General features: G+C 65.3%; 14 protein-coding genes and 2 pseudogenes. 8 read left to right on the forward strand and 8 right to left on the reverse strand.

Annotated elements, in window-relative coordinates; all coding sequences use genetic code 11:
• Window positions 1-141 precede the first annotated feature (141 nt).
• Window positions 142-663: a zeta toxin family protein gene (locus tag THITH_RS08560; protein ID WP_006747484.1), complete on the forward strand. Its 522-nt coding sequence runs from the start codon at window positions 142-144 to the stop codon at window positions 661-663.
• Entirely contained in the window at window positions 660-887 is a 228-nt protein-coding gene (locus THITH_RS08565) for a hypothetical protein (protein ID WP_006747483.1), read from the forward strand. The genes THITH_RS08560 and THITH_RS08565 overlap by 4 nt, the downstream gene beginning before the upstream one ends.
• Window positions 888-1,055: 168 nt before the next feature.
• Here THITH_RS08565 and THITH_RS08570 read toward each other — a convergent pair whose 3' ends face one another.
• Window positions 1,056-1,286 carry an SHOCT domain-containing protein gene (locus THITH_RS08570; protein ID WP_006747482.1) on the reverse strand — a complete coding sequence of 77 codons (231 nt, stop codon included), beginning with the start codon at window positions 1,284-1,286 and terminating at the stop codon, window positions 1,056-1,058.
• Between the two features lie 47 nt (window positions 1,287-1,333).
• Window positions 1,334-3,853 carry a heavy metal translocating P-type ATPase gene (locus tag THITH_RS08575; protein WP_006747481.1) on the reverse strand — a complete coding sequence of 840 codons (2,520 nt, stop codon included), beginning with the start codon at window positions 3,851-3,853 and terminating at the stop codon, window positions 1,334-1,336.
• Between the two features lie 348 nt (window positions 3,854-4,201).
• Here THITH_RS08575 and THITH_RS08580 point away from each other — a divergent pair, with 348 nt between their 5' ends.
• Window positions 4,202-4,870 carry a c-type cytochrome gene (locus THITH_RS08580; RefSeq protein WP_006747480.1) on the forward strand — a complete coding sequence of 223 codons (669 nt, stop codon included), beginning with the start codon at window positions 4,202-4,204 and terminating at the stop codon, window positions 4,868-4,870.
• Between the two features lie 210 nt (window positions 4,871-5,080).
• On the opposite strand, the gene THITH_RS08585 is transcribed toward THITH_RS08580, so the two are convergent.
• Window positions 5,081-5,557, reverse strand: a complete 477-nt coding sequence (locus tag THITH_RS08585) for a hypothetical protein (RefSeq protein ID WP_006747479.1) — start codon at window positions 5,555-5,557, stop codon at window positions 5,081-5,083.
• 265 nt (window positions 5,558-5,822) lie between these two features.
• Window positions 5,823-6,149: pseudogene (locus tag THITH_RS08590) on the reverse strand (heavy metal translocating P-type ATPase); the annotation flags it as partial.
• A 318-nt stretch (window positions 6,150-6,467) separates the two neighbouring features.
• On the opposite strand from THITH_RS08590, the pseudogene THITH_RS08595 reads away from it, so the two are divergent.
• Both THITH_RS08595 and THITH_RS17080 read left to right on the forward strand, forming a co-directional pair.
• A pseudogene (locus THITH_RS08595) lies at window positions 6,468-6,692 on the forward strand (cytochrome c); the annotation flags it as partial.
• 637 nt (window positions 6,693-7,329) lie between these two features.
• Window positions 7,330-7,605: a type 1 glutamine amidotransferase family protein gene (locus THITH_RS17080; protein ID WP_006747475.1), complete on the forward strand. Its 276-nt coding sequence runs from the start codon at window positions 7,330-7,332 to the stop codon at window positions 7,603-7,605.
• Window positions 7,606-7,861: 256 nt separating this feature from the next.
• Here the strand turns inward: THITH_RS17080 and THITH_RS08605 are convergent, their stop codons facing one another.
• From THITH_RS08605 to THITH_RS18770, 3 genes are all read right to left on the reverse strand, one after another.
• Window positions 7,862-8,452, reverse strand: a complete 591-nt coding sequence (locus THITH_RS08605) for a Spy/CpxP family protein refolding chaperone (protein WP_006747474.1) — start codon at window positions 8,450-8,452, stop codon at window positions 7,862-7,864.
• 160 nt (window positions 8,453-8,612) lie between these two features.
• Entirely contained in the window at window positions 8,613-8,861 is a 249-nt protein-coding gene (locus tag THITH_RS08610) for an SHOCT domain-containing protein (protein WP_006747473.1), read from the reverse strand.
• Window positions 8,862-8,934: 73 nt separating this feature from the next.
• Window positions 8,935-9,651, reverse strand: a complete 717-nt coding sequence (locus THITH_RS18770; protein WP_006747472.1) for an SHOCT domain-containing protein — start codon at window positions 9,649-9,651, stop codon at window positions 8,935-8,937.
• A 490-nt stretch (window positions 9,652-10,141) separates the two neighbouring features.
• Here THITH_RS18770 and THITH_RS08620 point away from each other — a divergent pair, with 490 nt between their 5' ends.
• The 3 genes from THITH_RS08620 (at window position 10,142) to THITH_RS08630 (ending at window position 12,704) form a co-directional block, all read left to right on the forward strand.
• Window positions 10,142-10,603, forward strand: coding sequence for a hypothetical protein (locus tag THITH_RS08620; RefSeq protein WP_006747471.1), 462 nt, complete (start codon window positions 10,142-10,144; stop codon window positions 10,601-10,603).
• A 107-nt stretch (window positions 10,604-10,710) separates the two neighbouring features.
• Window positions 10,711-11,379: a response regulator transcription factor gene (locus tag THITH_RS08625; RefSeq protein WP_025367411.1), complete on the forward strand. Its 669-nt coding sequence runs from the start codon at window positions 10,711-10,713 to the stop codon at window positions 11,377-11,379.
• A complete protein-coding gene (locus tag THITH_RS08630) occupies window positions 11,376-12,704 on the forward strand; it encodes a sensor histidine kinase (RefSeq protein WP_006747469.1) in 1,329 nt (442 codons plus the stop codon). Before THITH_RS08625 ends, THITH_RS08630 begins: the two co-directional genes overlap by 4 nt.
• 190 nt (window positions 12,705-12,894) lie before the next feature.
• Here THITH_RS08630 and THITH_RS08635 read toward each other — a convergent pair whose 3' ends face one another.
• Window positions 12,895-13,779, reverse strand: a complete 885-nt coding sequence (locus THITH_RS08635) for a vitamin K epoxide reductase family protein (protein WP_006747468.1) — start codon at window positions 13,777-13,779, stop codon at window positions 12,895-12,897.
• Window positions 13,780-13,790: the final 11 nt, after the last annotated feature.

The following is a 13,790-nucleotide window of genomic DNA, read 5'->3' on the forward strand; positions in this document are numbered from 1 at the left end:
GCACAGCCGGTCGCAGCTCCGAGGACAAGATTCTATTCGCAGCCGTGGTAAGGTGGCCTATGCTGCCCGCCGGATAGGGGGCGTGCGGCCCGCGAAGGCATCTCTGTACAAACCGATCCCTGATGCGCTGGAGATATAGGGGTGAGTCGGGAGCGCAAGGTCATCATCATCGCCGGGCCGAACGGGGCGGGCAAGACCACATTCGCCCGGGAGTTTCTCCCGAACGAGGCGGACTGTCCGATCTTCGTCAATGCCGACCTGATCGCCGCCGGGCTTTCTCCGTTCGAACCGGAGATCGCCGCCATGCAAGCCGGCAGACTGATGCTGCGCGAACTGAACCGGCACTTCGACACCGGACAGAGCTTCGCCTTCGAAACCACACTGTCGGGCAAGGGCTATCTGCGCCACATCCGGCAGTGGCAGACAGCGGGCTACCGGGTCGAACTGATCTTCCTGCGCCTGGCCAGCGCCGACGAGGCGGTCGCACGCGTGGCGCAGCGCGTCAAACAGGGCGGACACGATGTCCCCGAAACCGTGATTCGCCGACGCTTCGATGCTGGACTGGAGAATTTCACCCGCCGCTACTCATCTGCGGTTGACGCCTGGGTGCTGTACGACAACTCCGGCGAGCTGCCGCAACTGCTGGACTGGAGCGAACGATGAACGATCCCAAACCGATCGAGACCGCTACCAACGCCGACCTTCGCAACTCGCACGCGGCCTTGCTACGCGCGGCGCGGCGCGCACGGGAGCTCGCCGCACGAACCGGCACGGCGATCGTCGTGGTGCGCAATGGCGTACTCGAACACATCCATCCCACCCCAGAGGCTCCGGCCGAGAGCAAAATCCAGGATCCCCATGCGCCGCCATACGGAAAACAGCGATAACCGGATTCTCGTCCAAGACCTATCATGAAGGAAGGTGGTGCGCACCCTCGGCCTGCGCATGCACGCCGAAGTCGATACGGAGAAGGATCACCGGGAATCGCTTCTCCTGGCCCCGTACCTGCGCCTGTGGATCGCGTGTATTCGTGGATTGTTCCAGCCGGTTACCCGTTATCCCGAAAGATCGCGTTTGCGCCGGAGATACTCCTCGCGGTCGATCCGGCCTTTCGCGTACTCCTCGTCGAGGAGTTCGCGCGCGCTCCTGTTCCCGCCGTCACCCCCGCCTCGCCAGCCGCCCCGGAAGGCCGCAACACCCCAGACCAGCAGCAGAATGGGGATCAGCCAGACGAGAATCATCCACAGGCCTCCGCCCCCGAAACCATGCCCGAAACCGTCTCCCATGCATTACCTCCTCGGAATTCTTCGGGGCTCCACCCCGTGTGTGACGACTACCGGAGCCGCGCACGCTTCAGCAGCACCGAGTTGCCGATGACCGAGAGCGAACTCGTGACCATCGCGATCACACCGATCATCGGGTGCAGCAACCCGATCGCCGCGATCGGAATGGCTGCAACGTTGTAGAGAAAAGCCCAGAACAGGTTCTGCACGATCTTGCCGAAGGTGGCCCGGGACAGGCGGATGGCCTCCACCACTTTCGTGAGTTCGCCGGAGACCAGTGTCACGTCGGCCGCCTCGATGGCCACGTCGGCGCCGGCACCGATCGCGATGCCCACGTTGGCCTGCTTCAGGGCCGGAGCGTCGTTGATGCCGTCGCCCACCATCGCCACGCGGGGACCAAACCGGGCCTGCAGCTCGCGGATCTCATGCACCTTGCCGTCCGGCAGCACCCCGGCGAGGACCTCGTCGATCCCCACCTCGTCGGCCACCGCTCGCGCCGCACGCTCGTTGTCGCCGGTGACCATGGCCACCTTGAGACCCAGCGCGTGCATGGCCGCGACCGCCGCCTTCGAATCGGGCTTGATCGCATCGGCCACCGCCACGATGCCGACGGCATGGCCGTCCCGGGCCACCAGCACCGCGGTGCGACCCCGGGCTTCCAGGCGAGTCAGATCATCGTCCAGCGCGTCCAGCCCGTCGATGCCGGACTCCTCCAGCAGGCGCCGGTTGCCGATCAGAATCCTTTGGCCGTCCACCGCGCCCTGGACACCGCGGGCCGTGACCGACTGGAAGTCCTGCACAGGCGGAACCTCCACGCCACGGGCCCTGGCACCCTCCACCACGGCGCGGGCCAGGGGATGCTCGGAGGCATTCTCCACGGCGGCGGCGAGCCGCAGCACCGCCGGATCGTCGCCGTCGGCGGCCACCACATCGGTGAGCTCCGGCTCGCCCCGGGTGATGGTGCCGGTCTTGTCCAGCACCACCATGCGGATGTCCTTGAGCGTCTGGATCGCCTCACCGGAGCGGATCAGCACGCCCCGCTCGGCGCCCATCCCCGAGCCGACCATCAGGGCCGTGGGTGTAGCGAGCCCGAGGGCGCAGGGACAGGCGATGACCAGCACCGCGATCGCGGCGAGGATCGCCAGGATCACCGGGGTGGTGTCCGGGTTGACCCACGGCAGGAAGCCCGCACCCCAGTCCAGAATCGGGCGCAGTGGTTCGGGGAAAACCAGCCAGGCCGCGAGACTGCCCAGCGCGATCACGATCACCACCGGCACGAACCGGGCCGTGACCCGGTCGGCAAACTCCTGGATCGGCACCTTCGACGACTGGGCCTGTTCCACCAGCTTGATGACCTGGGAGAGGAACGTGTCGGCGCCGATCCGGGTGGCGCGCACCTTCAGGCGGCCCTCCTTGTTGATGGTCGCGCCCAGCACCGGGGCGCCGGGCGACTTGGCAACCGGAATGGACTCCCCGGTCGCGATCGATTCGTCCAGGTGACTCTCGCCCTCGATCACTTCGCCGTCGGTGGGGACCTTCTCGCCCGGGCGCACGATCATCACGTCGCCGATGCTCAGCGCCTTCACCGGTACTTCCACTTCCTCGCCGTCGCGCTCCACGCGTGCCGTCTTGGCCCCCAGCGTCAACAGCTTCCGGATCGCCTCGGAGGCGCGGCCCTTGGCGCGGTTCTCCAGGTACCGTCCCAGCAGGTGGAAAGTCATGATGGTCGCGGCCATCTCGATGAACGAGGTCATGGGGTAGATGAAGCCCACCAGCCCGATCAGATACGGCGGGAGGCTGCCCATGGAAATGAGCACGTCCATGTTCGCGGTGCGGTTCGTGAGCGAACGCCAGGCGGAAACATGGGTGGCCCAGCCGCCGCAGAGGAAAACGACCGGGAAGGCCAGAATCGCGATCACCGCCAGATAGGCAGGTACGGGTGCGACGAACATGTGCACCATCATCAGCACCATGATCAGCGTCGTGGGCACCGCGGCGATCACGAAGCGCCGCCAGGCGCGCGCCAGATAGGCCGACTCCACCTCCGCGTCTTCGGACGGCGCTTCGGCGGAGACCGAGACCACCTCGTAGCCGGCCCGCTCCACGGCGGCCCTGAGCGCCTCGGGCGTGGGGCCGCCGGCGCTCGGCTGCACGATGACCTGGTGACTGGAGATACTGGTACGGATCTCACCCACACCGGGGAGGCGCCGCAGGGAATCCTGGACCAGGCCCGCGCAGTGGTCGGAGCCCATCCCGGGCACGACCAGCCGGACTTCTGCGCCGGAGGATGCGGCGCGGCCCGAATCGGAGACTGAGGCCACTTCGTAGCCGGCCCGCTCCACCGCCCTGCGCAGCTTGCCACTTTCGACGAGGGCCGGATCAAAGTCGACCTGCACGAGGTGACTGGCGATGTTGGTGCGCACGTCGGCCACGCCCGGCAGACGTCGCAGCGAGGCGGAGACAATGCCGGCACAGTGGTCGGAGCCCATGCCGGGCACGGTCAGTTCGACCCGTGCCGGGCTTTCGGCCGCGTGAGCCGTGTCGGAGATCATGTTGTCGGACGTTTTCATCTCGATTCTCGCATCGGCAGCCGCGCGGAGGCTCAGGGTTGCGGTTGACGGTCGTCCGGATTGGACCCGCCTTCCCGGTGCGTGGTCCTCACCCGCTCCCTATGCCGTTTGACACCACGCGGGGTGCGATGCGGCAAGATGACGCGAATGTAATCCGGGCGTCAGCTCCCTGTCGGGCCGACACGGGCATCATGGCCCATGTCGGGGCCGCGCCCGCGCAGTTCAGCCAGCCCTGTTGCGGGGGCATTCGGCCGAGCGTTCTGGCCGCTCCGAAGCGTGCCCTGCAATTGCACTACCTCCGGATCCGCCTTACTGTCCCGACAGGCGCTCCGTAATGATGGTGAATCGATGACAGACGCACCCGCTCGCCACCGTAAGCGCTTCGGGCCGCTGCTTGGCCTGGCCGCCCTGTGGCTGCTGGGTACAACCGCCACCGCAGAGGACGACCCCGGCGCTCGCATTGCGCACGAAGGCAACGACCGCGGTGCGACGGCCTGCATCCAGTGCCACGGCGAACAGGGCCAGGGGCAGGCGCAGCCCCCGTTCCCGCGCCTCGCGGGCCTGCCGGAGGCCTATCTGATCGAACAGATGCAGGCCTACCGCGAAGGTCAGCGCCCAAACCCGACCATGGCCCAGGTCGCCCAGCATCTAGCGGATGACGAGATCGAAGCGGTCAGCCGCTACTACGCCGGGATGGAACCTGCCGGTGGCCCGTACCGGGTACCCGCAGGACTGCTGGAGAGGGGGCGCGGGATCGCCCTGGAAGGGCTGCCGGACCGCAATATCCAGTCCTGCGCCTCCTGCCACGGCGAACAGGGACAAAAACGCAGCCCCGCGCTGCCGCCGCTGGCGGGCCATCCGCCACGCTATCTGATGAGCCAGTTACGGGCGTATGCCCAGGGATCCCGCAAGACCTCGTTGGCCGGATTGATGCAGGGCATCGCCAAGGCGCTGGAGGAAGAGGAGATGGCCGCCGTCTCCGCCTACTTCGCCTCGCTGCCCGCCCGGGAGGAGTAAGCCCGGCGCCGGGACCATCCGGGTGGCCATTGAACCGTCCCCGCGCATCGCCGGTTCACGCATACCAATCGCCGGTTCACGCATACCAAATGAAGAGGAGATCGACATGAGAGACTCTGCTACCGTCCGGTTACTCATCAGCCTTTTGACCATCCTGCCGCCATTGTTGTCAGGGAACGTTGGCGGCGCCGCCTCCGGCAATCAGGTTGCTCATCTCGGGGGACGAGCATAGGTAAACCAGACGGTCACCGGTGTTTCGGCACCAGGTCTCGCGATCGTGATCTCGATGTCGTAACGGGCTTCGCCGCGCAGGGTGAAGTAGTTGCCGTAGCTGACGGTGTCGTCGATACGCATGGTTTCGAGCGGGCGGGTCACTCCGGCCAGACCCAAAGGTGCGACCCGCGCCGTGACTTGCGCATCCTTGATCTGGTTTCCGCTGCCGGGATCGAACACGGACACTGTCACATGAAAGGCGTGCCCGCCGCGCGGGATGCCGTCATGCATCACGGCTTCAGGGTCGCCCTCGTGGCGGCCCTCAACCATCGCGGCCGGGAGCACACCCAGGTACACGACAACCCCGTCCGCGACCTGCCGGTAGGGGGAATCCGCGGCCGCCGCATTGCTCGCCAGCAGTACAATCCCGCAGAACAGGGCCATGATGTTGAACAAGGTAGGTCGATGAGTCATGACGTCCTCCTCGATTCCCCGGGACCAGTTCGCTTGTCCGGGGCTTCTGCATCGCGCAGGGAACTGACGGCCGAGCGCACGACGGTGTCAGAACGACGCGACACGTACCACAGGTACAGGAGTGCCGCCGGGCATGAGAGCATCACAGTGAACAGGAGCAGGTTCCACATCGACCAACCCCACCACCATACGACCAGACCGGCGGCACCGGGCATCAGCACAAGACAGACGGCCCTATTGACGGTATGCATCGAAGGCATGGCTATTACCCTGTCGACAGCCTCGGGCGCTTGAGCAGCATCGAGTTGCCGATCACCGAAAGCGAACTGGCGGTCATGGCCATCACGCCGATCATGGGGTGCAGCAGGCCCACGGCGGCGGTGGGAATGGCTGCGCCGTTGTAGAACCAGGCCCAGAACCTGTTCTGCACGATCTTGCGAAACGTCAGCCGTGAGAGCCGGATGGCCTCCACCACCTTGGTGCGTTCCCCGAACACCAGCGTCCCATCCGCCGCCTCGATGGCCACGGCGGCTCCGGCGCCGATGGCGATCCCCATGTTGGCCTGTTTCAATGCCTGGGCGTCGCTTCTCCCCGACACCAGGGAGGCGCAATGGTCCGAGCCCATGCTGGGCACGGTCAGTTCGATCCGTGCCGGGCGCTCGGCCGCCTGAGCCGCATCGGAGGTCGTGTTGATGGACGCTTTCATCTCGAATATCGCATCGGCTTCCGCGCGGAGGCTCATGGTTGCGGTTGATTGATATCCGGATCGAACCTGCCTTCCCGGTGCGTGATCCTCACCCGATACCTATCTGCTTTGACAACACGCGGGGCGCGGTGCGGCAAGATGACGCGAATGTAATGCCGGCGTCAGGCTCCTGTCGGGCCACCGCCGGCATCATGGCCAGTGTCGGGGCCGCACCCGCGCGGCACCGACCAGGGCCCGCCGCTGATCCACCGGATCTACGAGCCCTCGCATCACTCCGATCTCGCCTTCTATTTCGCCATCGCGCGGGGCGTGCACCAGCATCACTGGGATTTCGGCGACATGCCGCCGATACCGGCTGTCGACGGCGAGGATGCCGCGCACATCATCGCGTGGATTCGACAGGAGCAGCGCGCAGCCGGCATCGAATGACTTTCGGCCCGAGGGCTGGCTCCCCTTACCCAGCCCTCCCCCCGGCAAGCCCTTGTAGGCCTGCCGAGGAAACCTTACAAGTCGATCCGTCTCACCGACCCAGGCGGCTGGCTTGACCGCGCTGTAGAGCGCCATTGTCCCGAAGACCGTGCTGAACGTGCGTTATTGGGTTCCTGGTTCTGTTGACCTCGTTCCTGGCCAAACCCCTGCTTGCGCCGAACCAGGTCACACTAGTAGACGGTGGGTCCGGTGGCCCAGGGGCCGGGCATGGGGCGTGGGGGGCGGGCGTTCGCAGGACGCCTGGACCCCTGGGAGATCGCCGGGGCAATCACCGCCCACCCCCAGCGCCTGAGACTCAGCATTCCAGCCCCGCAGCCAGCCAAAGCGCTAAGTCCCCAGCGTGTCAGCGCCGCTGACTCATGGTCCCGAGAATTCGTCCGCCAGGCCGAGTTCCCGCAGAACCGGGGTTCGTCGACGACGGCCACAATCCGTGTCGATCTGCACACCAGAGACGCAGCTGAAGCAACTGCTGCACCGCGTTGCTGATGCGGATTGCGGCGGCCCTTCAGCCAATCCACACCGGACAGGAGCAGGCAGATGTCGAAAATGGCGGTGTTGATTACAGACGACTTTGAAGATGTGGAATTACGGATGCGCCGATGAGTTCCGGAAGCAGAGTGATGAACTGGCCCATATGGGGCAGGAGGCAGGAAAGATGGCGAAGGGCAAACGCCGGGGCGCGGAGGTCACCATCGATCAGGCGGAGAAGGACGCCGAGGTGGCGCAGTACGACGCATTCCTCATTCCCGGCGGCTATTTCTCCGGATCAGTCGCGCGTCGACCCCGATGCCGTGCGTTTTACCAAGGTGGTGTGGTGCAGCGCCTGCTACACCACCCCTTGGTCGGCGCATGATCTGCATTACCGTCGCTAGGTGGCCTTGACACCTCGGCCCTGCTTGGGTGCGCGCTAGCAGCATTCCCCGATTGACGGGTCAGGGTGCCGTGTTGTTGGTGGGGCATGGCCTGCCTTCTCCCATGGATCCGAATTGGACCACACCGAAGCGGCCCATTCGCATGGTTCGGCCGCGTACCGCTGACCGGGCCCCTCAAAGAACGTGACCGGCGGGACATCCAATCCGGTCACGCTCGTCCGCTACCTGAGCTCGTGCTCAATGGTGGGCATCGTGGTCCTCAGCAGCGTCGTTGTCGTCAGGCGGCGAGGCCTTCTTCCGGAGCTGCTCGCGCTGCTCGTCCGTCAGCAGGTCGTGCATGGCGTTACGCAGGCGGATCCGTTCGGCCATGATCTCGCCGTGGGCCTCAGCCATGCGGCCGTGCCGTTCCCTCACGGCATCCGGGTCCGGGCGAGGCAACTGCATTTCAGCCTTCAGGTCGTCACGCAGATTCATCAATTGGCCCATACGCTCGAACTGGGCAGGCCGGTGTTCGTGCATCAGCTTGCGCATCTCGGTGCGCTGCTCGGCGGTGAGCATCTCCTCCATCATGTCCATCTCCATTCCTTCCATCATGCCCATGCCTTTGCCGCCCATCATGCCCATGCCCATGCCTTGGCCTCTGCCGCCCATCATGCCCATGCCCATGCCCATGCCCATGCCTTTGCCGCCCATCATGCCCATGCCTTCCTGATCACCACCCATCTGGTCACCTGGCATGCCCTGAGCAAGAGCGAGATTGGCACTGCCGGCACCAAGTGCCACAGCCAGGCCGAGAATCAGGGCGAGCGTGCGCTTGCGAGTGTTCATATGCGGTCTCCTCGTGGGCCGTGTGCCCATCATGCTGTCGTCGTGTGAATGGACTGCGGCTGGCTGCCACAGCCTGTGTAGCCCCCGGGTTTCTCTCGCCGGAGCGTTGACTATTCGAGTCAGGTAACCGGTTGGTCCACCCGCGGGTATTGACACCTACTCAAGGGCCCGAACCCCTGCCTTGCAGGTCCCGTTTGCGCTTCTCGAACTCGTCGTGATCGATTTCGCCCCTGGCATATCGCTCCTTGAGAATGTCGAGAGGGCTCTTGTCATGCGGGACCACCCTGTCGTAGGTGTTCCCATCACCAAAGGCGCGCGACAGAAATACTGCCACCACGACCACCACCAAAAAAATAAGGACCCAGGAGAGGATTCCAAAGCCGTGGCCGAATCCGTAACCGTCCATCATAGGAATACCCCTGTCTGCTCAGACCGGTGTGAATGTCATTTACCAGGCTCCCATCAGGCATCGCTGTGAGCCGTCAACTCCGCAGAGCCCTTCTGCGCTGCTCGAAATCCTCGCGATCCAGTTCGCCCCGAGCATAGCGTTCATTGAGAATGACCAGGGCTGCATCTTTCCGCGGCCGAGCACGGCGGGCAAGGCGTGACAGCAGCACCAGCACCGCACCGAGGAACACCACCAACGCGATGCCTGACGCCAGCCACCATAGTCCGGTCGTTCCGTGCCCCCATCCCCAATGCGGACCGTAACCGTAGCCCTGCATGTGATGCCATCTCCACCCCCGTTCAGCCTGATCAGGGGCTGCCTCACGGGCCCCACGAAGGCGTAGCGCACTCATCGTGTCAGCGTCGCGTCGATACAGCACGTCGACCACTTGCCCATGGGTGTCGAATACCAGCGTATAGATGATCGGGACAGCACCCGCATTTCCTTCCTCGTAGGAATACGCCCAGCCAACAAGCCGGTTCGGAAACACCTTCATGCGATCGGGTGCCCCGTGCGCTGACAGCGCCGACTGCAAACTGACCGTGCCCAGCGGATACTGCCGTAGCACCTCCTCCGAGTGTGAATCGGCCGCGAGCTCGGGAAGCGCGACCGGTGTCTCGGCCAGGAGTGCAAAGGGAAACAACCACACCAATGCGAACAGGGACAAGCGCCTGCCGAGCTGCCGTGTTCCACAGGATCCATTACGGACGAAGAATGGGTGAATCCAGATCGAGCCGTGCAGTGTTCGCATCTCCCGCTCTCCCGGCCATCGCTGGCCTGGTCGTGGAACCTGCCGTCATGGCGTACCCATGACGCGGTTGGGCGCAGCCATGGGTGGTTATGATTCAAGGATACCGGCGGGCATCTGACGGGGATCTGTCGGTAACATTACAACTATGCAACCTTGGGGCAAGCAAGGCTGGCGCCGGGCGTGCTCCCGGTGGTGGGCCACGAAATGAGGAGAGGTCTGGCATGAATGGCAGGCTCAGGGCAGCGCTGCACGCTGCCTGCTTTCGGGGGAACCCAAGGCCCTGGTTGCGCCTTCATTTGCAGCAGGCAGCCGACTCGAGATGCGGGGACGCTGGAGCGTGGTCCAGGCTTCGAGCCACCAACGGATCCGAGACTCGCTTTGGCGTGGCCTGTGCCAGATTTCAGCGTGGTTTCAGGAGGGAGCATTAGGATGGAGCCATGGAACCTGGAGTGGGTCCGGGTTCCATGGAAAATGGTCGAGGACTCGAGACATGAAGAAGCGCAATTGGAATCGCCAGATGGTGGTGTGGACACTGTTGAGTGGGGCTCTCGTGCTGGGTGCGGTCAACCCCGTGGGCGCGTCGGAGGTGCGTCCCGGGTGGAGCCTGATGAGCCCAGAGGAGTTTGCCCAGCATCGGGAAGTGATGCGTGGCCTGGAGGGCGACGAACTGCGGCAGTATCGTGAGGCCCATCGGGAGTCGATGCGCGCCCGGGCAGCCGAGCAGGGATTCACCCTGCCCGAGGGTCGGGGCCAGTGGATGGATCAACCCCCACGCGGCATGGGCCGGGGCCTGGGCCCACAGATGGAACGCGGCACGCCTCCGCGCATGGGACGAGGCATGGGGCCCGGCGCCCATCCGGGAATGGGTGCAGGGCGTGGCTACGGCCCGGGTTACGGTCCCGGCTATGATCCCGGCGCGGGGCCGGGGCCAGGACCGTACTGGGCCCGGTAAGGCAGTAAAGCATGGACCCGGGAGGCGGGCGGATCGTTCTTCCCGGGTCCCGGAGGATTGGTCATCAAGCGGACGAACAGACCTGCCCCATTGGAGCGGCGCTAGACGTGCGCCTGCTGCTGGTCGAAGACGACGCGGCTTTGCGTCGGCGTGTCGCCGTGCAATTGGAAGCGGCTGGATTCGCAGTGGACCACGCTGACAACGGGATCGACGCGGAATTCCTGGGCAGCGAGATCGACTATGACGTGGTCGTGCTCGATCTGGGCCTTCCCGGGCGCGATGGCCTGAGCGTGCTCGCTGGCTGGCGTTCGCGCGGCCGCCGGCTGCCGGTGCTGGTGCTCACCGCGCGCGACGCGTGGTTCGAGAAGGTCGAGGGGTTCAAGGCCGGTGCGGACGATTATCTCGCCAAGCCTTTCCATATCGAAGAACTCGTGGCGCGCTTGCGCGCGCTGGTGCGTCGGGGTGGCGGTCAGGAGGGGACGGTGCTTGAGTGGGGCGGGCTGTCGCTGGACGAGGAACGCCGATCCGTGACGGTCGACGGCGGCCCGCCATGCGACCTCAGTCGCATCGAGTATCGCTTGCTACGAGTGTTCCTGTCGGGCCCGGGCCGGGTTTTGTCGAAGGCACGGATCGCCGAGCATGTCTACGATGACAGCGCCGAGCACGAAAGCAACGTCATCGAAGCCCACATCAAGCGTCTGCGGCGGAAGATTGGGGTGGATCGGATCGAGACCGTTCGCGGCCAGGGCTACCGGCTCCGGGATCCATCGGCGTGACCTCGATCCGCGCGCGGTTGGCGAGCGGACTGGCCGTATCCCTGGCGCTCGTGCTGGTGGCCATCGGCGTGGGGTCGAGCCTGGCCATCCGCCACGCGGTGGAGGCCTATCTCACGACTCGGCTCGACCATGATGCACAGCGCCTGACCATGGCGCTGCGGACACTTCCGGATGGTCGAATCCGGGTGATGCCGCACCGCATCGACCCGGTATTCGGTCGAGAACATTCCGGGCGCTATTACCGGATCCAGACCACTGCATCAGACCTGCGCTCGCCGTCGCTCGGAAACCAAGATCTGCCGCTGCCGGCGCTATCCGCCGGCGAAGCCATCACGCTGAGAACCACTGGGCCGGCGGAGCAGCCTCTGTTCGTACGAGTCCACGCTTTCGACGGCCGCGGGCCACCTCTGGTGATCGCGGTCGCCGAGGACTGGGGACCGGCGGCCGAAGCGGTGCGCCGTTGGCAGATGGGCTTTGGCGCGATCACGGCAGTCGGCCTGCTGCTCGTGCTGGCATTGCAGGCCTGGCTGCTCGCACGCGGCTTCCGGCCGATGGCGCGCATCGCCGACGAACTGGAAGAACTTGGTCAGGGTGACCGACCGAGACTTTCCACGGTAGCCCCCGACGAGGCACGGCCTCTGGTGTTGGCTATCAATCGTCTGTTGGAGGTGCTGGAGGAACGATTGCGGCGCTCACGGCGTGCTGCGGGCGATCTTGCCCATGCCCTGAAGACGCCGCTCGCGGCCTTGCAGGGACTGGTCGAGGAAATGCCCGCTGGTGATCGACGCCGTCAGGAGATGGAGGGCCGGCTTGCAGTGATGAACGGGCGCATTGCGCGCGAACTGGGCCGTGCGCGCGTGATGGGTGGGGCGGCGCCGGGCACGCGCTTCGATCCCGAACGTGACTTGAAGGATCTCGTCGCGACAGTACGCGCGATCTACCGCGACCGAAACCTCGATGTCCGCACGAACGTGAATACCGGCACGGGCCTCGCCGCCGATCGCGAGGATATGCTTGAACTCTTGGGAAACCTGCTCGATAACGCCTGCAAATGGGCGCGTGAACAAATCACCGTAGGTGTTGAATCGACCGCGCCCGGCGGGTTGCGGATTGTGGTCGCCGATGACGGTCCCGGGGTCCCGGAGGCTGAACGGCCGTCGCTGTTGTCGTGTGGTCGGCGGCTCGATGAGGATGCGGCTGGTCACGGACTTGGGTTGGCAATCGTGCAGGACATCGTCGCGTTCTATCAGGGCCAGCTTGCTCTGGACCAGGACCCGGTTCTTGGTGGCCTGCGGGTTCGAGTCGAATTGCCCCGCACGACGTGATGCGGCGACCGCGCCGTCCCGTGGTTACCATTTTGGCCCGGAGATCGTTTGCAGTGGCGGCTGAAGCCGTCGCGTTGACCCGAAGCGTTCCGGGGCGATTGGCATGACGGGGCCCTGAGTCCCCCGCCCATCGCGCATGCGGTTACCAGGGTCTCTCTGCCTCTTGGACCATTGCCGGAACAAGAGTCGCTCAGCGCCCGTGGCCGTCCCAGTCGAAGCCCGTAAGCTGCGCGAGTTCGCGCGGCTGCAGCACTTCCTCGAAGCGACGCCCGTGGATGATCCAGGTCGGGTAGGTGGCGATGCCAGCCGCCACGCACACTTGCGCCCTCGGCGTTCCGCGCCCACCAGGGCTACATTCCACGTAGGGAAGGCGATCCTTGGCGGCTCCGAATAGGCGCTTCTGCCGCTGGCAACTCGGGCACCAGAATGCACCGTAGTACTGCGCCCCGGACTCTTCCAGATGCGTTGCCAGCGCCGCCAACCGGGGGTTCTCGGGCAGCGAGAGAAGATCGCTGGAGTAGAGATGCAAGGCAACGACGACGGCGAGGCCGGCACCGCCGCTGCGCAGCAGCCACGGCCCCCAGGCCATACCCGGTGCAGTGGCGGGTCGCCGCAGGAAGACCACGATCAACAGCGCGCTGATGGTGGCCAGGGAAAGAAGGCACCAGGGACAGAAGGCGTCCAGGAACCACCAGCCGACGGCGGTCAGGTAGAGACTGATCGAGACCCCGATAAAGGCCAGGAACCAGAGGCGACGCCAGCGCTTCAGCCGGGACGGCATGCGCCATGCGATCAACCCGATCAGCGCATACAACAGCAGCCCCCATAGCGCAATGGGCATACCCAGCAGGATGGACCACTCACTCTGCTGGATCAGGTCGCAGCCAGAGCCTTCCGCACAGAAGGCGGGCGCCGCGCTGAGCCAGGCTCCTGCGGTCAGGTATCCCGTGATCGCCACGCCAACCAGTGCCAGGCCCGCAACCAGCCAGTCGGGTTCTCTCCGGCCTGTTGCAACCGTTGCCCCACCCTTGGGCATCTGTGACGAACCCTTGGATTTGCGCCTTGCCTTTGCCATCGACCTCCTCC

It is taken from the genome of Thioalkalivibrio paradoxus ARh 1 (genome assembly GCF_000227685.2).
GTDB classification, from domain to species: domain Bacteria; phylum Pseudomonadota; class Gammaproteobacteria; order Ectothiorhodospirales; family Ectothiorhodospiraceae; genus Thioalkalivibrio; species Thioalkalivibrio paradoxus.

What these genes read in the sequence shown, in the direction of transcription:
- THITH_RS08575 (WP_006747481.1), bottom strand. Translation starts at nt 3,853, where the DNA reads ATGAAAACGTCCGACAACATGATCTCCGACACGGCTCACGCGGCCGAA.
- THITH_RS08565 (WP_006747483.1), top strand. Translation starts at nt 660, where the DNA reads ATGAACGATCCCAAACCGATCGAGACCGCTACCAACGCCGACCTTCGC.
- THITH_RS08620 (WP_006747471.1), top strand. Translation starts at nt 10,142, where the DNA reads ATGAAGAAGCGCAATTGGAATCGCCAGATGGTGGTGTGGACACTGTTG.
- THITH_RS08580 (WP_006747480.1), top strand. Translation starts at nt 4,202, where the DNA reads ATGACAGACGCACCCGCTCGCCACCGTAAGCGCTTCGGGCCGCTGCTT.
- THITH_RS08605 (WP_006747474.1), bottom strand. Translation starts at nt 8,452, where the DNA reads ATGAACACTCGCAAGCGCACGCTCGCCCTGATTCTCGGCCTGGCTGTG.
- THITH_RS17080 (WP_006747475.1), top strand. Translation starts at nt 7,330, where the DNA reads ATGTGGAATTACGGATGCGCCGATGAGTTCCGGAAGCAGAGTGATGAA.
- THITH_RS08635 (WP_006747468.1), bottom strand. Translation starts at nt 13,779, where the DNA reads ATGGCAAAGGCAAGGCGCAAATCCAAGGGTTCGTCACAGATGCCCAAG.
- THITH_RS08610 (WP_006747473.1), bottom strand. Translation starts at nt 8,861, where the DNA reads ATGATGGACGGTTACGGATTCGGCCACGGCTTTGGAATCCTCTCCTGG.
- THITH_RS18770 (WP_006747472.1), bottom strand. Translation starts at nt 9,651, where the DNA reads ATGCGAACACTGCACGGCTCGATCTGGATTCACCCATTCTTCGTCCGT.
- THITH_RS08570 (WP_006747482.1), bottom strand. Translation starts at nt 1,286, where the DNA reads ATGGGAGACGGTTTCGGGCATGGTTTCGGGGGCGGAGGCCTGTGGATG.
- THITH_RS08585 (WP_006747479.1), bottom strand. Translation starts at nt 5,557, where the DNA reads ATGACTCATCGACCTACCTTGTTCAACATCATGGCCCTGTTCTGCGGG.